Genomic DNA, 20,582 nt, shown 5'->3' on the forward strand with positions numbered 1-20,582 from the left:
CACCCCCCTACCGCCATGCCACTGCGAAGACAACGATGGCTGCGGTCACACCGACGATCATGGCGAGCGCGTAATGGGTGACGACGCCGGTCTGGAGCCGCCGTAGCCTTGCGCCGCCACGTAAGATCGAGCGGGCAACGCCGTTTACGACGGCGTCGACGCCGGTGAGATCGATCCGCAGTCCCGCCCGCGCCGCGCCATGCAGGAAGGGCAGGGCTGCGGTCTCGGACACGTCGCTCACCGCCTTTTCGTAGCGCGCCAGCGGTTTTTCGGCGAGCCACATAAAGTATCGCGCGCCCTTGCGATAGAACCAGTCGGTGTCGATGCTGATCGTGTTCTCGGGGTCGAGCGCCTTGAGGAACAGCACGAAGCCCAGGGCGGTGAACATCAGCAGACCGAGGCTCTCCGTGACATGGAGGCCTGTATAGGGTTCGAAGTCGACCGGATAGGGCAGAAGCGCATAGAGCGGCTGGGGGAACACTCCGATCGCAATGCAGAGCACCGCCGCCATGGCCATCGCAACCAGCATGTTGCGCGGCGGCTCCCGCGCCTCCAGTTTCCGATCCGTGCCGAAAAACATGTAATACGGGAGCTTGAGTCCGGTGTGCAGGAACGTCCCAGACGACGCCATCGTCAGCGCCAGCACCACCAGCGCCCGATGATCCGCTCCAGCAGCTGATATCACCATCGATTTGGTGACAAAGCCCGAGAAGAACGGAAATGCCGAGATCGCGAAAGCGCCGACCATGTAAAGTGCCACGGTCAGCGGCATGGTCTTGTAGAGCCCGCCAAGCTCGGTGAGCTTGCGCCGCCCGGTGACGTGGATCACCGCCCCGGCCCCCATGAAGAGCAGCGCCTTATAAAGGATATGCGCGAAGGCATGACTAGTGGCTCCGTTCACCGCCATCTCGGTGCCAATGCCAATGCCTGCCACCATGTAGCCCACCTGGCTGACGATGTGATAGGCCAGGAGGCGCCGGCAGTCGTTCTCCAGCACCGCATAGATAACACCGTAAAGCGCCATCGCCGAGCCGAGCCAAACCAGAAGCTCGGTGCCCGGAAACGCCCGCGCCAGGACGTAGACCGCGGTCTTGGTGGTGAAGGCGCTCATGAACACCGCGCCGGTGACGGTCGCCTCCGGATAGGCATCGGTCAGCCAGGCGTTGAGCGGCGGCACCGCCGCGTTGAGGACGAATCCGGCAAGGATCAGATAGGCGCCCACGCCCATCCCGCCTTCGATCGAGCCCCGCGCCATCGGGCCAAAGAGCAGCGAACCGGTGGCGATCCCGTGGAGAATGATGCCCCCGAGCAGAACGACACCGCCGGTGATATGGACCATGAGATAGCGGAACCCTGCCCGGATCGCCGGTCCGCCGCGCTGCGCGAAGACCAAGTACGCAGAAGCGAATGCCATGGCTTCCCAGAACATGTAGAGGGTCAGGTAGTCGCCGGCAAATACCACGCCGAGTGCGCCGCCGACATAGACGAAGGCTGCCACGTGCTGGCCAGCATCCGTCAAGTGCAGCGCATAGACCATGCCGATCAGCGCCATGATGGTGAAAACGGTGGCAAAGACGATGCTCAGCTTGTCGACCTTCGCGATCAGGATTTCCTGCCCGATGAACCGCGCTTCGCCATAGCTGCCCGGCTGCATCGTGAGCACGGCGAGGATCGCCAGGGCCGGGATCAGCAGCAGATAGGCCTTGCGGATCGACCCGCTGAGGAAAGGGATCGGCAGAGCGCCGAGAATGAAGAGCAGGGCCGGATGGATGAAGTCAGTCATAATAATCCTCGCGCCGCATCAGCCCGACCCGATGGCCGAGAAACTTGGAAACGAAGATGAGCAGTATGCAGGAGCCGAAGCCGTAGACGGCGGACCAGCCAGGCAGGCGGTCCCACAGGTATTCCGCGTGTTCGCGAAAGACCAGAAAGTCAGCCGCGAAGATCAGAACGAGCACCAGATAGAACAGTCGGCGCCGGCGCCTCGCATAGTCTTCGTCACCAAAGAAGTGGATGACATGCTTGATCATCTGACCACTCCGTCCGCCAGGGTGAGGAAATAGCCGGGGAAGATGCCCATCAGCACCGACAGGATGGCGGTCGCGACGAGCGGGATCGTGACCATCGGAATTTCACGGACCGTCGGAGGGCTTTCCTGCGCCTCCGTCCCGAAAAAGGCGGCATAGCTGACCGGCAGGAAATAGGCGGCGTTCAGGATCGAGCTCGCCAGGAGCACGACAAGGAAGGCGATCTGCCCCGCCTCCACGGAGCCCAACGTCAGATACCACTTGCTGACGAAACCCGCGGTCGGCGGCACCCCGATCATGCTCAGCGAGGCGACGAAAAAGGCACCCATCGTCCAGGGCAGCCTGCGGCCGATACCGGCCATGTCGCTGATGTTTCGCTTGCCGGACGCGCAATAGATCGACCCGGCGCAGAAAAAGAGCGTGATCTTGGAGAATGCGTGCGCAGCGATGTGGATAATGCCACCGACCATCGCGACCGGCGACAGCAGAACCGCGCCCAGCACGATATAGGAGAGCTGGCTGACTGTCGAATAGGCGAGCCTCGCCTTCAGGTCGTCCCGCGTCAGAGCATAGACCGATGCCATCAGGATCGTGAACGACAACAGATAGGCCGTAGCGATGCCGAGACCCAGCTCCCCGACCAGCTTGACGCCGAAGACATGGAAAACAACCCGCAGCAAGCAGAACACGCCCATCTTGACCACTGCCACTGCATGCAAGAGCGCGCTGACCGGCGTCGGCGCCACCATCGCGGCGGGCAGCCAGGCGTGTATCGGCATCACCGCAGCCTTGGCGAAGCCGAAGAGATAGCAGAAATAGACGACCGTCAGTAGCGGCGCCGAGGCATTGACGCCCGCCAAAAGCCCCCCCTGTCTAAAATCGAGCGATCCTGCGATGGAATAGGTCAGCGCCAGCGCGGCGAGCAGCACGCTTTTTGACGCGCCCATCAAATAGACGAGGTACTTGCGGCTGCCCGTCCATCCCTCTTCGTCCTCATGGTGGTAGACGAGCGGATAGGTAACGAGACTTAGCGCTTCGTAGAATATGACCAAGGTGAACAGATTGGCGGCGAAGGCTCCCCCGACGGCGGCCGCGAGGCTGGTGGCGAAGCAGGCAAAGAACCGGGTCTGCGCATGCTCGTTCAGGTGCCGCATGTAGCCGATGGAATAGATCGCCGCCACGATCCACAGCAGCGACGAGACGGTGGCGAAAACCATGCCGAGCGCATCAGCCCGGAAAGCAAAGTCAATCCCCGGCAGGATCTCGAACAGGCGCAAATCGACGGTCCCGCCCGAAAGCACCGTGGGTGCCATCGAGGCGACAATGGCGAACAGGACGATTGCGGCCAATGGCGAGACGGCATCGCGGAGTTTCTCGCGGTTGTTAAGAAGCAGAATTGCTAGGGCCGCCAGGCCTGGGACGGCGACGGCTAGTAGTGGCCGGATCGATATCACCGGGTCCAAGCCGCTATCCTTTCATCATGGTCACGTCGTCGACCTTGAGGGTGGATTTATTCCTCACAAGGGCGACTAAGATGCCGAGGGCGACGGCAACCTCCGCCGCGGTGATTGCGATGACGAAGATCGCGAAAATCTGCCCGCGGAAATTGTTGTAGTAATGCCCGAAAGCGATGAAATTGATGTTGACCGAGTTGAGTAGCAGCTCCAGCGACATCAGCACAACCAGAATGTTGCGCCTGAGCAGTACGCCCGCCGCTCCGATTACGAACAGGGCCACGCCGAGCAAAATATACCACCAGAGCGGGACCATCACCCCGGCTCCTTCCGCGCCAGCACGATGGCGCCGACCAGGGCGGCCAGCAGGATCACGGAGGCAGCTTCAAACGGCAGAAGATAGTCGGCAAAAAGTGTCGTGCTGAGCTGCCTAATCTCATCGCCGCCAGGCGTAGCGACGGTCGCTGTGGCCGAAAAGCGGCCGCTCCAGAGCACCAGCGCAAGCATCTCGGCCCCAAGCAGAACGAGCAGCACGAGGGCCGGCAGGTTGCCGCCCGGCAAGAACCGCTGCAACACCGCTTCGCGCACATCGATCATCATGATCACGAATAGGAACAGGACCATGATCGCGCCGACATAGACGAAGATCTGGATGACCGCGAGGAACGGAGCCTCAAGCAAGACGAAGATTGCGGAGATCTGCAGGAAACAAGCCATCAGCGCCAATGCGCTGTGAACCGGATTCCGCGCCAGGACCATAGTCAGTGCCGCGATCACGGACACCGTTGCGAACAGAAGAAAGAACCCCTGATCCATCGACGCAACCCTCCCCCGCGAGCTGCCGCTCGGCGCGAGACGGCCGGATTTGAGGTAGCTCCGCACTTCAGGTGCATTTACAAATTGTGCGCCAGTATTGTCTTTTTCACAAGATTATTGTCGTTGGCGGCGCGAAACTAGGCCGGCCCGGATGTGACGAAAGCCGCGCGCGAACTGCGCTCTTTCGACTGTGCTTCTGTAACGGGCCTTTGCTCGTCAAGTCCCTCAGCACCAAAATCTCGTCACCAGGTCATGCTTCTATCCGTGTTGGCGACAGATAGAAATCAATCGTATTCCCGAATTTGTCGACGGCCCTATAGAGGTATGGCCATTGACCGCGGAGCTTCACACAGGTTTCATCGATGCACAGCTCGTCGATTGTGGACGGCGCCAGTGCCAGCGCAGCCGTTTTTCGATCTCAGGCGGCACTCCTGGACCCTGCGGTCGATCGTGCAATGATCGACCGGTGCGCCTCGTTCACCCATCATCTGTTCAAGATCGCGGTAGCTGACACCATAACGGCAATACCAACGGACCGGCCAAAGGATAATCTCACCCTCAAAATGACGCCACTTGAAATCCGACGTCACCAGCGCCGGCAATCAAATGACGTTTTCGCCAATCAGCCCGATTTTTTTGCAACGGAGCCAGGTAGTGCCCTACTGAGGGTCTTGAACGGAATCGAACCGCCGCCTGGATATCGGTGATGGGATAAGGTCTTATTCTGGAACAGAAATCAGTGATTATCTACCAGCTGAAAGATCAACATCAATTGTGCCCTGTCAACGGCGCTAAATGGACTGTGGGCAAAGTGACAATCCGCACCAATTAAGCCGGAAAATGTGTGTTCTCGATAGTATTATTGCAACGACCGTAAGCAGCGCAACGTGGCGAGAGTGAAAGCCCACTATATCAGTAGGGCTGTTTACGGCTATTTAAGCTCCATGGCTGACTTTTGATCCGCAAGATGCGCATGTGAGTTCCCTTCCAGAGAAGGCAGGGCTCCTGTGTTTTGTTTATAGGTCAGCCGGCTGGACGCCCCGCGCCCCGCCGATATGGGACGTTCCGGAAGGCAACATCGTTCATGATTCAGAGATTTCAATCCCTGTCCTTCAAGGTCATCGCCACCTTCATTCTACTGACCGCACTGTCGATCGCGGTCATCAACGTTCTCGCCTATTTTGCGAGCAACCGCATTTCCAGCGAACAGGCGCTCAAGGCAACGGAGAGTGTCCTGATCTTCCGAGGCGACATGCTGCGGGATCAACTGGACCAACTGGAAAACCAAGCAAACTCGATTGCGCGTATCGAAGCGATACAGATGTCGATAACAAAGCTGAAAAGCGGCTGGAACTCCATCGGGAAGACCGGCGATGCCCGCACCGAATTGAAGAAGGTGTTCATCACCAACAATCCGAACCCGGCCGACCAGCGCGAGAAGCTGATGAAGCCAGAGGCACCAAGCGGCTTTTATTATTCCAACCATGAGGCGACACAGAGCGAGGTCGCGCGTGACCTTGAAAGCACCGCCTTCAGCGACCTGTTGATTGCAGATCTCGACGGCAACGTCCTCTACTCCTATAAGAAGAATGACGATTTCGCCGAGAACCTGAAGGCCGATGTGTGGAAGTCGACCGGCGCCGGGCTCGCATTCGCAAAGGCTATCGAAAACACCGCCAAAGCGACTGACAATTCCGCGCCGACTGGCTTCTCCGGTCTTCGCATCGATGCAAGAAGCGGCAAGTCGGCGATCTTCTATGCTGTGCCAGTCGTCAGGCTTGGTGCCGCGAAGGGCATTATCCTCTTCAAGGTGCGCGACGATATCATCAGCAGCATCCTCACCAAGGGCATCGCGGCCGGCAGCACAGCGCAGGCCGCTATCATCTCGGAAGACGGCTCGGCTATCGGCGTGAACGCGGACGATCAGCTTGTGACGCTTGATGCCGCGCCTTTCACATTCGCGAAGGACGCGCTTTCGGCAAAAACCATGACGGTCAGCGACTTCGATCGTGCCGATGGTTTGGCGCGGGCCTATGTCCGCGGTATCGACTACAAAAATTCCCGCTTCCTTATTGTGGAAAGCGTGCGTCTCAGCGAACTAAATGCCGGCTCTCTCGAAATCGCAACCTTGTTGACGATGATCGCGTTCGGCGTTCTCGCCTTCATGGCCGCGGCGACCTGGGTCATCACCAAACCGCTGTTCTCGCCGCTTGCCCGCCTTGCCCGCGTCACCCGCGATGTTGCCGATGGCAATCTTGACGTCGAGATCGGCAGCCAGAATCGCGGCGACGAGATTGGCACGATGGCGAAAGCACTGGCACGATTCAAACAATCGCTCATCGAAAGCCGCGAGCTGGAAGCTGCCAGCAATGACATGCGTATGCATGCCGAGCGGGATCGCCAAAAGCATATGGCCGAGCGTGAAGCTGAGGCACAGACACTGCAGGAGGTCGTTCAATTGATCGACGATGGTCTGCGCCATCTGGCCAGTGGCAACCTTGCCTATCAGATAGAGACCCGTTTCCCGACCGAACTCGAAGGCCTTCGCATAAATTTCAACGATGCATTGACGGCCCTCAGCGAAACGATGACGGCGATCGGAGGAAACTCCATGGCGATGCGTGCAGGCTCAGAAGAAATGCGCACCGGTGCCGACGAACTAGCCGAACGCACCGAACGGCAGGCTGCCTCGATCTCCGAGACGGCAAGCGCGATCGATGCGATCACCCAGTCGGTTCGCATTCAGATCGAGCGCGCTGAGCAGGCCGAACGTATTGCCCGCGACGCCAAGCGGGAAACCGTGGGGTCCAGCCAGATTATGCGAGAGACGATTGCCGCGATGGAAGCGATCCGGGCTTCGTCGCGCCAGATCAACTCTATCATTGCCGTGATCGACTCGATTGCCTTCCAGACGAACCTTCTGGCGCTCAACGCCGGGGTCGAGGCGGCGCGCGCCGGTGAAGCTGGCAAGGGATTTGCCGTCGTTGCGATGGAAGTACGCGAACTGGCCCAGCGCTCGTCCGGCGCAGCAAAGGAGATCACGAGCTTGCTGCAAAAGTCCACACATGAAGTTGAAACGGGCGTATCGCTCGTCGAGCGTGCCGGCGCCGCGCTGACCGGTATCGGCAGCCACGTCGAGGCAATCAACGGCCAGATCAGCGAGATAATGGAAACAACCAGCGAGGAAGCTGACACGCTGCGTCAAATCAATGTGGCCGTTTCCGAACTGGACGCGATGACGCAGCAAAATGCCGCCATGGTCGAGGAGACGACCGCAGCCATCCACCGGCTTGCCGCGGAAGCTGCCGAAATGGACGTTCAATTGGCGAACTTCACGCTGACACAGGAGCATCGGGGTGCCGAAGTACACGTCTTGAGACGTCGGGCGTAGGTGTGCTTCAAGGAAGAGCTCATAGACCGGATAGGGCCACTTGGCTTGATCCAGGTTGCTTGCAGCGGCGCGAAGATTAGCCGCTGCTCGGTCGACATTGCCGGCCCCGCGGCAATCACAGCAAACGCAACGCTACCGACGAGCGCGGCCTTACCGAAGCGAGGATGCCGAGCTGCTCCATGGCACCCGTGTCAAGTCGCTTCTCGCCTCCGTCATCGACCCGCGTATCCTTTTTCATCTCGGTCTCGTCTTGAGGATAACGTGCTGCCCAGATTGGCGGCCGGCAATCCGAGGCAGAAGGAGACCCATGAAATGGCAAGTAAGCAAAGCGAAGCGAACAAAAGGCATTACGAGACTCTTACGACCCATGCGCAGAACGGCGAACAACTGTCGCCTAAGGAGGCCGCCGCCTGGAACGACGCCGAATGGACCAAGCTGACGGCGGAACCGGGTGGCGTGGACTTTCTGGAGGTGGAGGTTGCCGACAGGCCGGCGCTTTGGATCGTCCCGAAAGGTGCTACGCATGACCGTGTCATCTTCTATATTCACGGCGGCGGATTTGTAGGTGGCTCAATCTACACCCACCGCAAGATGATCGCCCATCTCGCCAAGGCGGCCGGCTGCCGAGCCCTCGCCATCAGCTACGACTATGTTTATCAGGGGCGGCACTATCCCGCCCAGCGCAATCAGGCCGTTGATGCCTATCGCTGGCTGCTGGATCAGGGCATCGAGCCTCAACATATCGCAGGCGCCGGGGATTCAGCCGGCGTCACAATTCTATTTGGCGCACTTCTGGTGTCCCGTGATCGGGGGTTGCCGCTTCCAGCTGCGATCATCAGCATCTCCGGCTGGTACGACCTGGCAGCAAGCGGCGCGAGCTACCAGTCGAACAGCCAGAAGGATCTCTTCTTCCAGAAGGGAACGGTCGAGTGGCTGGCCGGCTTGGTGCTCGCCGGGGTAGACCCACGCGACCCCTATGCGAGCCCGCTCTACGCAGATGTCGCCGGCTTCCCGCCGATCTTCCTGCAGGCCGGTGGCGATGAAACACTGCTCGACGATAGCCTCGTCTTTGCCGAACGCGCCAGGACTGCCGGCGTCGATGTAAGGATCGATGTATTTCCGCAGATGCTTCATTCCTTCCAGATGATGGCCGGCCGCGCCCCTGAAGCGGACGATGCGATCGGCAGGTTCGCCGCGTGGGTAAGGCCGAAGCTCGGGCTACCCGGGACGGAAAGCAACGCCTCATGATTATCACGAGGCAAAAGGCCGGCGGACCGGATTTCCTTTGCTCTGTCGGCTCGGGTACGATGAAGGCGGCTAGGGAGCTTGCGACAAGGGTCGCAGCTCCGTGTGCGATTTTGGATGGATAAAACATGAAGTCTCAGCCGCGCGTCAAACCCACCGGTCTCTTCGATGTCCAATATGCCGCTTTTCTTAAGACGGTCTCGCATCTGCGCGCCCGGCTTCATCGCTATTGCACACGCATGGTCGGCTCGGCCATGGATGGCGAGGATATCATGCAGGAAGCTCTGTTCGAGGCCTATCGCAAGGTCGATCAGCTGGAGGATCCCGGAGCTTTGCAGGGGTGGTTGTTCCGCATTGCGCATAATCGGTGCATCGACTTTCTGCGCAATCGCAAAGCGCGGGAGCGGGCCGAGGCGAATTATGCGGAGGAGGAGATCATCCTGCCGGTCGAGCCGACCGGGTTCGGCGCTGGCCGGGCGATCGAGCGCCTTGTCATCCATCTGCCGCCGAAAGAACGGGCCTGCGTGCTGCTCAAGGATGTATTCGACTATTCGCTGGAGGAGATTGCCGAACTGGTCGATTCGACTGTCGGCGGCGTCAAATCGGCGCTCAATCGCGGCCGGACGAAGCTCGCTTTCTTGCCTGCACAACCCTCCGCACCTGTCGCGATTGTCGCGCCCGATCCCCAGTTGTCGCGGCTGCTGAACCGCTATGTCAATCTGTTCAATCAACGCGACTGGGACGGCGTTCGCGCGCTCGCAAGCGCCGACGCAAGACTGCGCGTGTCCGATTGCTTCAATGGCCTGCTGGTCGATTCGCCCTATTTCCTTGAGTTCGACCGGGCACAGACGCCATGGCGAATCGACATCGGCGAGGTCGAAAGCGAGACCGTGCTGATCGTTCTATTCGAGAAGCACGATGGCTGGATGCCGACCTATCCCGTGCGCGTGCACGTTCGAGATGGTTTGATCGACGCCATTACCGATTACTATGCCTGCCCATGGTTGTTGCCGGCAGCGGATAACGTTCGCGTCAATGGCCGCCCGATTTTCGATAAGGTCGAGAGAGGCTCATAATGGGCCTCCGCCAGATCAGTTGTCTTAAACGGATTAGAACCTGCGGCCGTTCCGTCGCCAACGACCTGAAATCCCGCGTCTTCACCTTGATCACGTCGAGATGCAGATAGAGATCAACGATAGACGAGAACCGACATGCCACCGTCGGACGGAGATGCCCACGGTAACGTGCCACAAGCAGTCACTCATTTGAGGACTGGTATATTTGCCCATCTTGCCGGAATAGTGCCTGCGGTTACCCTGAACAGAGGAACGCATAAATCCCCTTGCGGTGGGGCTCCATGGCGACGTGGTATGAGGTGAGCGGACCTCGAACCGCGTTGTCCGCTCACAAAGGGTACGATCGAAGGGCGCGCGGCCGCACTCGGGCAATCGCTATCCCTTCTTGCTCTTCCTTTTTGCCTTCGGCGCTGGCGCTGGCTCCGTCTCCTGCGCCAAACGGAGCGCACGAAGCCTGTCCGTTTTTTTCTGCCGAGCAGACGCCTCATCGGCCAGGATATCCCTGGCAATCGATGTCGTCTGCTCGGACTTGGCCAGTGCCGACAGCTTTTCAGGCTTGAACAGATTGTCTTTCGTCTTTGTCATGCTTCCTCCATTTCAGCAGGCGCGTTTTCCAAAAGACGGCGGACGTTAGCGAGCTCGCGCTATGACTTTCTTCTTGGGTGCAGGCAGCAGGCCTTCACGCTGAGCCTGCTTACGGGCAAGCTTCCGGGCGCGGCGGATCGCCTCGCCCTTTTCGCGGGCGCGCTTTTCGGACGGCTTTTCATATGCGCTGCGGGCCTTCATTTCCCGGAACACGCCTTCCCGCTGCAATTTCTTTTTGAGGACGCGGAGCGCTTGATCGACGTTGTTATCTCTGACCAGAACCTGCAAAGTGTCTCCTTCTCAGCTCGCGCTGCGTTTATTTCTTGGTACGGATTGCATTCGAGTTGATCCAACTCGATTTCGATGCTTCCGGTACGTCGGGTTGGGATGGCAAAAGCGAGGATGGTGACGCTTCAACGTCGATATCATCCTGACGGATGCTCCGCTCGTAACTCTCGTTTTGGAAGCGGACGCGGTAGTGAACAACGCCCTGCGAGACCGGCAGGACAGACACAATGCCGCCGGCGCCAGTGGGTTGGGCATTTCCAAAAATTCCGGGCTTCAGGACGATGCTGTCGCCCGGCCGGTAACGACCATGTGCCATGTCGTTCTCCGCTTGAAATGAAAAACAAAAGGCCGGGACGTATCCCGACCTTCCTCGGTCATGGCTTCAGCGCACCAGTACATCCGTGGTCGCGCGTAACCGTGACAAACTTATGCGGCCCGAAGATTGTCAGCCGAACTCTTGCCAGATCTACGATCCTGCACGATGTCGTAAGTGATCTTCTGACCATCGTTGAGCGAACGCATACCGGCACGCTCCACCGCTGAGATATGGACAAAAACGTCCGTGCTGCCATCGTCAGGCTGAATGAAGCCGAAGCCCTTGGTGGAGTTAAACCATTTCACAGTACCAGTGTTCATAACGATTTCCTTTCAAAGCAATCGTTGTTTGTTCCGCGATACCTTGCGGAGTTAGATCGATTATTTGAGAGGAAATCCGATAGAGCCCTGCGGCTCTTGAGCGTCATCACAAGCAATGGTCGATACCGGTCACTATAGGTTCTATTCGGAATTTTGGCAACAGTGGCGGTCAGAATGACAGTTCCCTGCGCTCGGCGCGCTTTCGGACAGGGGACGATCATGGATAGGAAGATCGACGTGTCAAAAGATCCGCGCCTTCGCGCTTCCGATATCGACACCAGTGCGCTAGGCGCATGTGCGTCGAAGGGCGTAAAACTACTCGATGATCTTGATACGGCGGTGTCGGCTCTCATGACGCTTCCGCGCGATCTGAACGGACAAGGGATAGAGAAAGCGGTTGCAGCATGCCGCCAAGTGCACAACACGAGCGGCAGCGAGACTTTTGCAAGGGCGAGTCTTCCCGACAGTCGCGCACGCTATATGCCGATGGCGACCAGAGTTTGCAGCGCGGCGAAACGACGTGGCGGGCCGGGAGCGGAATTCAGCATCGACTCTCCCGAATTCGCCCGTTTCCAAATGCTCGCGAAAGAGATATTTTGGGGGATGTCAGGCTGCTCATCAGACCGTGGAGAAGCGCCATGTCATCGACCATTGATCCATTCGCAGATCTAAAGACGCGCCAGCGCGAAATGTGGGCGTCGTTTGCGCCGACCGCTACTTTCACCACGCCGGTTGCCGCACATCTCGTCGAGTTCGCGGAAATCAAACACGGCGAGACCGTGCTCGACGTCGGAACCGGCACAGGTGTCGTTGCGATTACGGCAGCGCGGGCGGGCGCTTTGGCGACGGGACTCGACCTGACGCCAGCTCTGCTCGACGTCGCGCGCGAGAATGCGCGGATAGCTAAGTTAGCCAACACGCAATGGCTTGAAGGGGACGCCGAAAGTCTTCCATTCCCTGATGGCCACTTTGATGTCGTTGTTAGCCAGTTCGGTCACATATTTGCGCCCCGACCTGAAGTGGCCGTCGCGGAAATGCGCCGTGTTTTGAAGCCAGGCGGTCGCATAGCATTTGCGACTTGGCCGCCGGAGCATTTCGTCGGCCGCCTGTTCAGTTTCGTTGCTAAGAACTCGCCGCCACCGCCACCAGGCGCCGCACCACCGCCACAATGGGGCAGCCCGGACATCGTTGCTGAGCGCCTCGGTGACAAGTTCGAGGCACCGTTTTTTTCCCGCGGTGTCATGCAGTTTCCGGCTCTCAGCCTGTCGCATTATCGAGAATTTATGGAGCGCTCGGTAGGCCCAATGCAGAAATTGATCGAGGCCTCCGCCAACGAGCCGGAGCGGCTTGCTGCCTTGCGCGCTGGGTTCGAAACGCTCGCGGCGCCCTACTACTTCGGCAACATGATCCGCCAGGAGTATCTGCTGACCCGAGCCAAGGCACGCTGAACGGTTGGAGCGAAGCAGCAACGATCGTTCCGCCCTCTAACCTATCGCCCGCCATCCCTTGCGCTGTCGCATAAGGGACGCCAACCTTGAATCAGCTCTTGTCGGCACTTATTCGCTCAAGATCAATGGAGAGCCAGTCGAAGGCAGCATAGGCCGCGATGCGTTCGAGTCCATGGCCACCCCGCTTTTGCGGCGCTGCAGACATCGTTGGAGCGCGCAATTGCCGATGTACGCGTTCCGGTTTCCGAGCTGGACGCGATCATTCTCGTTGGTGGTGCCCCGCGGTATGCCGATGGTGCATTCGCTTGTGGCTCGCCTATTTAGCGGCTGCCTCTCGTCAATATCGACCCCGACAGGACGATCGCACTTGGAAACGCGATCCAACCCATCAATTCCCGGGACTAAACAGCTAGCGGTGCTTTGGAGGTAGAGGTGATTAGCGCTGGTATGCCCTTCAGAGCCGCAATCGGTCTGACACTGCCCACGAGCTGCGGCTCGTGAATTCAAGCCCTTCAATCACCAGCCACCTTCTAGGAGCGCAGCGAATTGAAGTGCTGCATCATGCGCTCGGCCGTCGGATGGATGCCCGTGAACAACTCGAAAGCCTTCACCGCCTGGAATACCGCCATGCCGCCGCCATCGAGAACGCGGCATCCTCTTGCATTTGCAAGCTTCACCAACTCGGTTTCGATTGGAAAATAGACGATTTCCGCGACCCAGAGGCGATCCGATAGAAGTTCCGCGTCGAGCGGCAGCCCTGGATGAGCCACCATGCCGGTCGGCGTTGCGTGAACCAAACCGTCCGCGACGTCCATAGCCGCAGCAAGATCATGACCAACGGAGAAGCAGCAAGCGCCATGTGCCGGCTGAAGTTGATCCACGAGCGCCTTTGCCCGCGCAGGATCCAGATCGAATATCTCTATGGAATTCGCGCCCATCTGGGCCACGGCATGTGCAACCGCAACGCCGGCGCCGCCCGCCCCCAATTGCACGACGTGCTTGAGCGAAGCGCCACTCAGCCCGCGCCTAAAACTTTCGGCGAACCCCCACCAATCGGTATTATGGCCGATCCTTCGCCTTCCCTGAAAGACGATCGTGTTGATGGAGCGCAGCGTCTGGGCATCGGGCGACAGCTCATCCACCAGCGCAACTGCCGCCTGCTTGCAAGGGTGGGTAATGTTGAGGCCGGCAAAGCCCTGCGCCTCGGCCTCATTGACAAGGGCCGGGAGATCCGAGACCGAGAGGCCACGGAGGTCCAGGTCAATGAGATCGTAGCGATAGGATAGCCCGCAATGCTCGCCTTCGCGCATGTGCATGGCCGGCGTCAGCGAGCGGCCTATGCCCGCACCGATCAATCCGACGTGAAGCTGGCGCGGAACAATGGCAGTTTGAGTATTCAATGTTTCCTCCCGAGCAGCAAATAAAGCCATGCCGCAGACTTGACTTCAAAATGTACGAACTAGTCCGTGAAGTCAAGATTGGGCACGGTTTCGCGCTGCGATAAAAATCGCTGGCCTCAATCAAAGGGCTCGGCTCACCATCAGATCATGTCGGAGGATGGATTTTTCAGAAATGCAAGAATGGCATCGATTATCAAAGACTTATGTCTCTTCTTCAACGCCTCCGAGGAAAGGTCGCGTTCGAAGATCGCCCCAAAGGTATGGCGATTTGAAACGCGAAAGAAGCATTGCGCGCTGATCATCATGTGCAAATCGACTGGATCCACCCGGCGCACGAAACTGCCATCGGCGTAACCCCGTTCGAGGATTTGCGTGATGATATCGATAACTGCGATGTTCATCTGCGACAGGACGACGGAACGCTTCATATGTTCGGCACGATGGATGTTCTCAATGCTGACCAAACGTACGAAATCCGGATTTTGATCGTCATGATCGAAGGTGCTGGCGATCAATTGGGCCATTGCCTGAATGGGCGGCATATTTTCGAGATCAAGCTCGCTCTCAAGGGTGCGGATCTTCGTATAGGCTTGCTCAAGAACGGCGAGATAGAGACCTTCCTTACTGCCGAAATAGTAATAAATCATGCGCTTGGACGTCTTGGTGCGCTCGGCGATCTCATCCACGCGCGCACCGGAAAATCCTGCTGCGACGAATTCTTCGGTTGCGATCTTGAGAATATTTTCTTTGGTCGCGTCTGGATCGTTCTTTCGCGTAAGGCGCTCGATCTTGGCCACTTGCGCTTTGGTCATGCCTTGCTCGTCTTCCTGGGTCTGCCCTTGCCCATCATTGAAGATCAAAGCTTTAACACAGGCTTCACACCAATGGGGAGAGCCTAAAGTTTCGGCAGACCAATCGGCCGCAGATGCCGCCTTAGCGCAGCTATGCGAAATATGGCATTCGCCGCGCCATACCCGCGATAGCCGCTGCGTTGGACAATTTCGAAGAAGAAACCTTCGCCATAGGTTGGGCTATAGAGTTGGAAATATTCCCCATGGTCGTCACGATCATAAAGGATATTGTGGGCCTTCAGACGATCCGTGAAAGCCGGATCCAGGCCGAACCTTGCCTCCAGATCGTCGTAGTAGTTGGGCGAGATCGTCAACGTGGCAAAACCATTGGCCGACAAGGCAGCAGCCGTTGCGAAGATATCATCGGTCGCGAAGGCAAGATGTTGAATACCCGAGCCGAAGGTCTCAGCGATGAAGTGGCCAGCCAAGGTATTGCGATTTTCCGCGCCGTTCAGCGTGATGCGCAACCTGCCCGAGGCATTTTCGACGACCTGACTGCGAACGACGCCGGCCGGATCGATAATGTCGACCATCGGCGTCTTATGCGCATCGAGGATCGCCGTGTAGAAAAGCAACCAAGTCAGCAATTCCTCGTATTTCATGGTCTGTGCAACGTGATCGATACCGGTCAGGCCAACCGGCTGAAGATCGGCATCGTCGTTAACTGGATCGAATTCGATCTCCCATATGCGTGCGAGCGCGCTCCTGCGGTCGAGGAAATATAAGATGCCGCCGCCAACACCCCTTACGGCCGGCATTTCGATCTCGCCCGGATTCAATGGCTGCTCAAAACGTTCGGCGCCAAGGGCCACGGCCCGTGCAATCGCGGCCTCGGCATCATCCACCCACAATCCCATCGCATAGGCCGACTGCCCATGCAAAGCATAGGAGGCACCGGCAAAACCATCCGGATCGGTATTGACGACAAGATTGATGTCACCTTGCCGGAAGACATCGACACGCTTGGTCTTATGGCGTCCAACATGACGAAAGCCCAACGCACCCAGCCGATCGGAGAGAACGGATGTCTCGGCTTCGTCGACAGTAAATTCGACAAAGGCAATGCCGTCCACGGCAGCGCGCGCGGGCATGGATGGCAAGGTAAGGCTACCACTCTTCGCGCGACGAACCTGATCGCCGAGATAGAGGAGTGAACGTCGGCCATCGACGGCGATGGCGGTCGGCGAACCGCCGCGAAACTGGTCGTTGAAGATCTCCAGAGAGAGATAGCCGTCATAGCCGGTCGCCGCCACGGCATTCATGAAATCGAGCACAGGAAGGTCGCCCTCGCCCGGCATATTGCGGAAATGACGGCTCCAATAGAGAAGGTCCATGTCAATCAACGGCGCATCGGCAAGCTGAATGATAAAGATCTTCTCCTTCGGAATCGACCGGATCGAATTGACATCGATCTTGCGCGACAGCGTGTGAAAGCTATCGAGGATAAGGCCGATATTCGGATGATCGGCGCGCCGGACGATTTCCCAGGCATCGCGGTGATCGTGAATATGCCGTCCCCAGGCAAGCGCCTCATATCCGACACGCAGGCCGCGCTTGGCCGCTCTTTCACCGAGTTCGAAGAAATCGGCCGCTGCGCGATCGATACCACCCAGCGCCGCCGAAGACACATTCGAACATACCAGCACGAGATCGGTGCCCATCTCCTGCATCAGGTCGAACTTGCGTTCGGCGCGATCGAAGGTTCGGCTGCGCAATGGTTCGGGCATGCCTTCAAAGTCCCGGAACGGTTGAAAGAGCGTGATCTCCAGCCCATGATCCCTGACCATCTGGCCAACCTGACGCGGCGATTCGTCGAAGGCGAGGAAATCATTTTCGAAAATTTCAACGCCGTCGAAACCCGCCTTGGCGATAGCCTGAAGCTTTTCCTTGAGGTCACCACTGATCGAAACGGTCGCGATCGAGGTTTTCATCGTATCAACTCATCCTTTCGGCGACTTCCAACAATTTCGTCCGCGATCGCGTGACGCGCATGCCATTTAAAAAAGGTGCCGGCGCAATGCGCCGGCACTGAACCATGCTCAGATCGCGCGATCGGCGTGTCGTCCAGCGGCCGCGAAACTACGCCCATCCCGGCCAAGCTGATCGATTGGGGTCTTGTAGGTCTCAGTCGCAGTGGCGGCGGAAACCGCAGCGATCAAGGCCGTGATCGAGGTGAACGCGGCAACCGGTATCCATCCCATCGGTCCGGACCCCATCAAGGCGGCGCTGATCGTCGGTGCGAAACCGCCCAGCGCAAAGCCGATCTGGGTGCCGACTGCCATGCCGGACAAGCGTACGCGCGTATTGAACATTTCTGCATAGAGTGCCGGCCAGACACCATTGGAAGCGCTGTAGACCACGCCCGAAAGCAGAATGCCGAGGACGAAGACGAGCGCGATATTGTTGTGGCTGATTGCCCAGATATACGGCCAGATCAGAATAGCACAACCAATGGCACCGGAGATGAAGACGGGCTTTCGGCCGATGCGGTCGGCCAGGATCGCCCATGCCGGGATTGCGCCGAGCGCCACGATATTGGCGAGCACGAGCACGGTCAGCATCACGGAGCGGTCGATGTGCATGGTATTAACGGCGTAGGACAAGGTAAAGACGCTAAAGATCGTGCTGACGACGGAAATCAATGCGGCAAAGACGATGCGCAGTACATCCGCCCAATAATTCGTGATCAGGGAGACCAGCGGCAGTTTGGCAACCTCGCCCTTCTTTGTTTCCTCGAGGAAGGCGGGCGTTTCGGCCAGCGTACGGCGAACCCAGAATCCGACGATGACCACCACGAAGCTCAGAAAGAAGGGAATGCGCCAGCCCCACGACATCAGGGCAGCTTCGTCAAGCTTCCCCAGCGGTATGAAGACCAGGGTTGCAAGGATCAATCCGGCCTGCGTTCCGCTCAGTGTGAAGCTGGTGAAAAAGGCGCGCCGATTTTCAGGCGCGTGCTCAAGCGTCATCGAACTGGCGCCAGCCTGCTCGCCGGCAGCGGAGATGCCTTGCAGCAATCGCGCCAAAACCAGAAGTATCGGCGCAAGAATGCCGGCTTGACCATAGGTCGGCAGGCAGCCGATGATGAAGGTCGAAAACCCCATGAGCAGAAGCGTGAAAGTCAGCACCTTCTTGCGACCGAACTTGTCGCCGACATGCCCGAGGATCACCGCACCCAACGGACGCATGATGTAGGCAACGCCGAATGTGGCAAACGAGGCAATCGCCGCCGTCTGCGGGTCTTCCGCCGAAAAGAATATCTTCGGGAAGATCAGCGCCGCTGCCGTTCCATAGACAAAGAAATCATAATATTCGACTGCGCTTCCAAGCCAGCTCGCCAGAGCGGCGCGCTTGGGTGTTTTATATTCCACTGGTGTTTTCATCATTGTTCCTCCCCGGAGCATTTCGGTTTCGAAGAAATGCCGCACCCTCAAGCGCGCCAGCTTCCGCCCGCGCTCTCCCGCATGACATCCAAGATGTGTCTTGGCGGCCATCGGCGCTGCCTGTCGCAGCGCCCGTCACTCCTCGAGGGAAATAATGTACGAACTAGTTCGTTTTGTAAAGCGTCACCATTTCGCGATGGTTCGAAACTTGATCGCAGGCGCGATAGATCACGACGATCCTCGCGATACAGCCATGGGTTCCCGGCCAGGATAATGATTCTTGGAGACGTTGCTCAGCAAATAGGCGAGCTCTCATTCAATCAGGTAGCAACCGACGCCACTATCTCACCTTTGCAGATGAGGTCACCGAGCCCGAATCCGTTTGATGGCGAAGCAGGAAAGCGTGTCGAAGCGCATCGCCACTGACAAACCTCGCTCTTAGGAACGCCGCGATCGAAACGGCAGCCTAAGTCGGGGTTACCTTGCCGAAGCCGGCCCTTTCGACCTGCCTTTACATCGCCATATTACCCGCTCAGACGGTCAGATGCTTGCGGGCCTCCGGCGTATCCAGCGTCTCCGCCAGCCCCTCATGCACGATCTCGCCGCGATCCATGATGTAGACATAATCGGCAAGCTCGCGGCAGAAATCGAGATATTGCTCGACGAGCAGGATCGCCATGCCGGAGGAATCCCTGAGATAGCGGATCGCCCGGCCGATATCCTTGATAATCGAGGGCTGGATGCCTTCGGTCGGCTCGTCCAGCACCAGGATCTTCGGCCGCGTCACCATGGCCCGCCCAATGGCCAATTGCTGCTGCTGGCCGCCCGAGAGATCGCCGCCGCGGCGTGACAGCATGGATTTCAGCACGGGAAACAGACTGTAGATATCATCGGGAATGCTGCGGTCGCGGCGCGAGAGCGGCGCATAGCCGGTCTCAAGATTTTCCTTCACGCTCAACAATGGAAAGATCTCACGGCCCTGCGGCACGTAACCGATGCCCTGTTTGGCGCGGGCAAAGGGCGCCATGCCATTCAGGGTCACGCCGTTGAAGGCGACTGTTCCCGCCGACAGCACATGCTGGCCGGTGACGGCACGCAAGAGCGAGCTCTTGCCGACGCCGTTGCGTCCGAGCACACAGGTGATCCTGCCCATCTCGGCCTTGATCGAGATGCCGCGCAGAGCCTGGGCGGCGCCATAATGCAGATTTGCGTTTTCGACTGTCAGCATCTCATCGCCCCAGATAATTCTCGATCACCTTCGAATCGCTGCTGACGAAATCGATCGAGCCCTCCGCCAGCACCGAGCCTTCGGCCAGGCACGTCACCTTGACCCCAAGATCGCGGATGAAGCCCATGTCATGCTCGACCACCACGACGGAACGCGTCTTGGCGATCTCCTTCAGCAATACCGCGGTTTCCGCCGTCTCGGCATCCGTCATGCCGGCAACGGGTTCGTCGACCAGCAACAGCTTCGGCTCCTGCGCCAGCAGCATGCCGATCTCCAGCCATTGCTTCTGGCCATGCGAGAGATTGGCCGCCAGCTCGTCGCGGCGATGCGAAAGCCGCACCGTCTCGAGGATTTCGTCAATGCGGTCGCGATCATCAGGCGTCAGCCGATAGAACAGCGTCGCAAAGACGCCGCGGTTGCGGTTGAGCGCCAGTTCAAGATTGTCCCAGACCGTATGGCTCTCGAAGACGGTCGGCTTCTGGAATTTGCGGCCGATGCCGAGCTGGGCAATATCGGCTTCGTCCCTCTTGGTGAGGTCGATCTGGCCATTGAAGAACACCTCGCCCTCGTCGGGCCGCGTCTTGCCGGTGATGATATCCATCATCGTCGTCTTGCCAGCGCCGTTCGGGCCGATGATGGCGCGAAGCTCTCCCGGTTCAATGACCATGGACAGTGAATTCAAGGCCTTGAAACCATCGAAGGAGACGGAGACATTGTTGAGATAGAGCATACTGTTGGGCTTGATATCCGGGATCAT

Annotated in this window: 21 protein-coding genes and 1 pseudogene; 5 read left to right on the plus strand and 17 right to left on the minus strand. The window is 58.6% G+C overall.

The features are described 5' to 3' along the window. Positions 1-7: 7 nt before the first annotated feature. From GA0061102_RS02740 to GA0061102_RS02765, 6 genes and pseudogenes are all read right to left on the minus strand, one after another. Complete coding sequence (locus GA0061102_RS02740; RefSeq protein ID WP_092843851.1) at positions 8-1,783, minus strand: Na(+)/H(+) antiporter subunit D; 1,776 nt, start codon at positions 1,781-1,783, stop codon at positions 8-10. Continuing rightward, on the minus strand, positions 1,776-2,030 hold the full coding sequence (locus tag GA0061102_RS02745; protein WP_092843853.1) for a hypothetical protein: 255 nt from the start codon (positions 2,028-2,030) through the stop codon (positions 1,776-1,778). The genes GA0061102_RS02740 and GA0061102_RS02745 overlap by 8 nt, the downstream gene beginning before the upstream one ends. After that, the gene (locus GA0061102_RS02750; RefSeq protein WP_092843855.1) at positions 2,027-3,490 is read right to left on the minus strand and encodes a monovalent cation/H+ antiporter subunit D family protein; all 1,464 of its coding nucleotides are present in this window, start codon (positions 3,488-3,490) and stop codon (positions 2,027-2,029) included. Before GA0061102_RS02750 ends, GA0061102_RS02745 begins: the two co-directional genes overlap by 4 nt. Positions 3,491-3,494: 4 nt before the next feature. After that, entirely contained in the window at positions 3,495-3,797 is a 303-nt protein-coding gene (gene nuoK / locus GA0061102_RS02755; protein ID WP_092843857.1) for an NADH-quinone oxidoreductase subunit NuoK, read from the minus strand. After that, complete coding sequence (locus tag GA0061102_RS02760) at positions 3,797-4,297, minus strand: NADH-quinone oxidoreductase subunit J (protein ID WP_092843859.1); 501 nt, start codon at positions 4,295-4,297, stop codon at positions 3,797-3,799. Before GA0061102_RS02760 ends, nuoK begins: the two co-directional genes overlap by 1 nt. 262 nt (positions 4,298-4,559) lie before the next feature. Then, a pseudogene (locus GA0061102_RS02765) lies at positions 4,560-4,887 on the minus strand (IS6 family transposase); the annotation flags it as partial. A gap of 494 nt (positions 4,888-5,381) precedes the next feature. Here GA0061102_RS02765 and GA0061102_RS02770 point away from each other — a divergent pair. Beyond that, positions 5,382-7,688: a methyl-accepting chemotaxis protein gene (locus tag GA0061102_RS02770; protein ID WP_092843861.1), complete on the plus strand. Its 2,307-nt coding sequence runs from the start codon at positions 5,382-5,384 to the stop codon at positions 7,686-7,688. Between the two features lie 115 nt (positions 7,689-7,803). Here the strand turns inward: GA0061102_RS02770 and GA0061102_RS33830 are convergent, their stop codons facing one another. Beyond that, positions 7,804-7,926, minus strand: coding sequence for a hypothetical protein (locus GA0061102_RS33830; RefSeq protein WP_280949788.1), 123 nt, complete (start codon positions 7,924-7,926; stop codon positions 7,804-7,806). A gap of 74 nt (positions 7,927-8,000) precedes the next feature. Here GA0061102_RS33830 and GA0061102_RS02775 point away from each other — a divergent pair, with 74 nt between their 5' ends. Both GA0061102_RS02775 and GA0061102_RS02780 read left to right on the plus strand, forming a co-directional pair. Continuing rightward, entirely contained in the window at positions 8,001-8,936 is a 936-nt protein-coding gene (locus GA0061102_RS02775; protein WP_092843863.1) for an alpha/beta hydrolase, read from the plus strand. 125 nt (positions 8,937-9,061) lie between these two features. Next, positions 9,062-10,009, plus strand: a complete 948-nt coding sequence (locus GA0061102_RS02780; protein WP_092843865.1) for a sigma-70 family RNA polymerase sigma factor — start codon at positions 9,062-9,064, stop codon at positions 10,007-10,009. 375 nt (positions 10,010-10,384) lie between these two features. Here GA0061102_RS02780 and GA0061102_RS02785 read toward each other — a convergent pair whose 3' ends face one another. From GA0061102_RS02785 to GA0061102_RS02800, 4 genes are all read right to left on the minus strand, one after another. Further along, complete coding sequence (locus GA0061102_RS02785; protein ID WP_092843867.1) at positions 10,385-10,594, minus strand: hypothetical protein; 210 nt, start codon at positions 10,592-10,594, stop codon at positions 10,385-10,387. A gap of 45 nt (positions 10,595-10,639) precedes the next feature. Next, positions 10,640-10,882: a 30S ribosomal protein S21 gene (rpsU, locus tag GA0061102_RS02790; protein WP_075852593.1), complete on the minus strand. Its 243-nt coding sequence runs from the start codon at positions 10,880-10,882 to the stop codon at positions 10,640-10,642. A gap of 28 nt (positions 10,883-10,910) precedes the next feature. Further along, positions 10,911-11,198: a cold-shock protein gene (locus tag GA0061102_RS02795; RefSeq protein WP_092843869.1), complete on the minus strand. Its 288-nt coding sequence runs from the start codon at positions 11,196-11,198 to the stop codon at positions 10,911-10,913. Positions 11,199-11,308: 110 nt separating this feature from the next. Further along, positions 11,309-11,518: a cold-shock protein gene (locus GA0061102_RS02800; protein WP_075852595.1), complete on the minus strand. Its 210-nt coding sequence runs from the start codon at positions 11,516-11,518 to the stop codon at positions 11,309-11,311. 219 nt (positions 11,519-11,737) lie between these two features. On the opposite strand from GA0061102_RS02800, the gene GA0061102_RS32490 reads away from it, so the two are divergent. Next, entirely contained in the window at positions 11,738-12,190 is a 453-nt protein-coding gene (locus GA0061102_RS32490; protein ID WP_139115015.1) for a hypothetical protein, read from the plus strand. Then, positions 12,157-12,966: a class I SAM-dependent methyltransferase gene (locus GA0061102_RS02805; RefSeq protein WP_092843871.1), complete on the plus strand. Its 810-nt coding sequence runs from the start codon at positions 12,157-12,159 to the stop codon at positions 12,964-12,966. Before GA0061102_RS32490 ends, GA0061102_RS02805 begins: the two co-directional genes overlap by 34 nt. Positions 12,967-13,496: 530 nt before the next feature. Here GA0061102_RS02805 and GA0061102_RS02810 read toward each other — a convergent pair. From GA0061102_RS02810 to urtD, 6 genes are all read right to left on the minus strand, one after another. Further along, on the minus strand, positions 13,497-14,396 hold the full coding sequence (locus GA0061102_RS02810; protein WP_167667879.1) for a shikimate dehydrogenase: 900 nt from the start codon (positions 14,394-14,396) through the stop codon (positions 13,497-13,499). 110 nt (positions 14,397-14,506) lie between these two features. Beyond that, complete coding sequence (locus tag GA0061102_RS02815; RefSeq protein WP_092843874.1) at positions 14,507-15,178, minus strand: TetR/AcrR family transcriptional regulator; 672 nt, start codon at positions 15,176-15,178, stop codon at positions 14,507-14,509. 83 nt (positions 15,179-15,261) lie between these two features. Then, positions 15,262-17,148: a bifunctional sugar phosphate isomerase/epimerase/4-hydroxyphenylpyruvate dioxygenase family protein gene (locus tag GA0061102_RS02820; RefSeq protein ID WP_092843876.1), complete on the minus strand. Its 1,887-nt coding sequence runs from the start codon at positions 17,146-17,148 to the stop codon at positions 15,262-15,264. Positions 17,149-17,256: 108 nt separating this feature from the next. Continuing rightward, positions 17,257-18,597, minus strand: a complete 1,341-nt coding sequence (locus GA0061102_RS02825) for an MFS transporter (RefSeq protein WP_092844234.1) — start codon at positions 18,595-18,597, stop codon at positions 17,257-17,259. 532 nt (positions 18,598-19,129) lie between these two features. Then, positions 19,130-19,825 carry an urea ABC transporter ATP-binding subunit UrtE gene (gene urtE, locus GA0061102_RS02830; RefSeq protein WP_092843878.1) on the minus strand — a complete coding sequence of 232 codons (696 nt, stop codon included), beginning with the start codon at positions 19,823-19,825 and terminating at the stop codon, positions 19,130-19,132. 1 nt (position 19,826) lies between these two features. After that, complete coding sequence (gene urtD / locus GA0061102_RS02835; RefSeq protein WP_092843880.1) at positions 19,827-20,582, minus strand: urea ABC transporter ATP-binding protein UrtD; 756 nt, start codon at positions 20,580-20,582, stop codon at positions 19,827-19,829.

The sequence above is a fragment of the Martinezella miluonensis genome, from assembly GCF_900094545.1.
GTDB classification, from domain to species: domain Bacteria; phylum Pseudomonadota; class Alphaproteobacteria; order Rhizobiales; family Rhizobiaceae; genus Rhizobium; species Rhizobium miluonense.

What these genes read in the sequence shown, in the direction of transcription:
- GA0061102_RS02740 (WP_092843851.1), bottom strand. Translation starts at nt 1,783, where the DNA reads ATGACTGACTTCATCCATCCGGCCCTGCTCTTCATTCTCGGCGCTCTG.
- GA0061102_RS02745 (WP_092843853.1), bottom strand. Translation starts at nt 2,030, where the DNA reads ATGATCAAGCATGTCATCCACTTCTTTGGTGACGAAGACTATGCGAGG.
- nuoK (WP_092843857.1), bottom strand. Translation starts at nt 3,797, where the DNA reads ATGGTCCCGCTCTGGTGGTATATTTTGCTCGGCGTGGCCCTGTTCGTA.
- GA0061102_RS02760 (WP_092843859.1), bottom strand. Translation starts at nt 4,297, where the DNA reads ATGGATCAGGGGTTCTTTCTTCTGTTCGCAACGGTGTCCGTGATCGCG.
- GA0061102_RS02770 (WP_092843861.1), top strand. Translation starts at nt 5,382, where the DNA reads ATGATTCAGAGATTTCAATCCCTGTCCTTCAAGGTCATCGCCACCTTC.
- GA0061102_RS33830 (WP_280949788.1), bottom strand. Translation starts at nt 7,926, where the DNA reads ATGAAAAAGGATACGCGGGTCGATGACGGAGGCGAGAAGCGACTTGAC.
- GA0061102_RS02775 (WP_092843863.1), top strand. Translation starts at nt 8,001, where the DNA reads ATGGCAAGTAAGCAAAGCGAAGCGAACAAAAGGCATTACGAGACTCTT.
- GA0061102_RS02780 (WP_092843865.1), top strand. Translation starts at nt 9,062, where the DNA reads ATGAAGTCTCAGCCGCGCGTCAAACCCACCGGTCTCTTCGATGTCCAA.
- GA0061102_RS02785 (WP_092843867.1), bottom strand. Translation starts at nt 10,594, where the DNA reads ATGACAAAGACGAAAGACAATCTGTTCAAGCCTGAAAAGCTGTCGGCA.
- GA0061102_RS02795 (WP_092843869.1), bottom strand. Translation starts at nt 11,198, where the DNA reads ATGGCACATGGTCGTTACCGGCCGGGCGACAGCATCGTCCTGAAGCCC.
- GA0061102_RS02800 (WP_075852595.1), bottom strand. Translation starts at nt 11,518, where the DNA reads ATGAACACTGGTACTGTGAAATGGTTTAACTCCACCAAGGGCTTCGGC.
- GA0061102_RS32490 (WP_139115015.1), top strand. Translation starts at nt 11,738, where the DNA reads ATGGATAGGAAGATCGACGTGTCAAAAGATCCGCGCCTTCGCGCTTCC.
- GA0061102_RS02805 (WP_092843871.1), top strand. Translation starts at nt 12,157, where the DNA reads ATGTCATCGACCATTGATCCATTCGCAGATCTAAAGACGCGCCAGCGC.
- GA0061102_RS02810 (WP_167667879.1), bottom strand. Translation starts at nt 14,396, where the DNA reads ATGGCTTTATTTGCTGCTCGGGAGGAAACATTGAATACTCAAACTGCC.
- GA0061102_RS02815 (WP_092843874.1), bottom strand. Translation starts at nt 15,178, where the DNA reads ATGACCAAAGCGCAAGTGGCCAAGATCGAGCGCCTTACGCGAAAGAAC.
- GA0061102_RS02820 (WP_092843876.1), bottom strand. Translation starts at nt 17,148, where the DNA reads ATGAAAACCTCGATCGCGACCGTTTCGATCAGTGGTGACCTCAAGGAA.
- GA0061102_RS02825 (WP_092844234.1), bottom strand. Translation starts at nt 18,597, where the DNA reads ATGAAAACACCAGTGGAATATAAAACACCCAAGCGCGCCGCTCTGGCG.
- urtE (WP_092843878.1), bottom strand. Translation starts at nt 19,825, where the DNA reads ATGCTGACAGTCGAAAACGCAAATCTGCATTATGGCGCCGCCCAGGCT.
- urtD (WP_092843880.1), bottom strand. Translation starts at nt 20,582, where the DNA reads ATGATCCCGGATATCAAGCCCAACAGTATGCTCTATCTCAACAATGTC.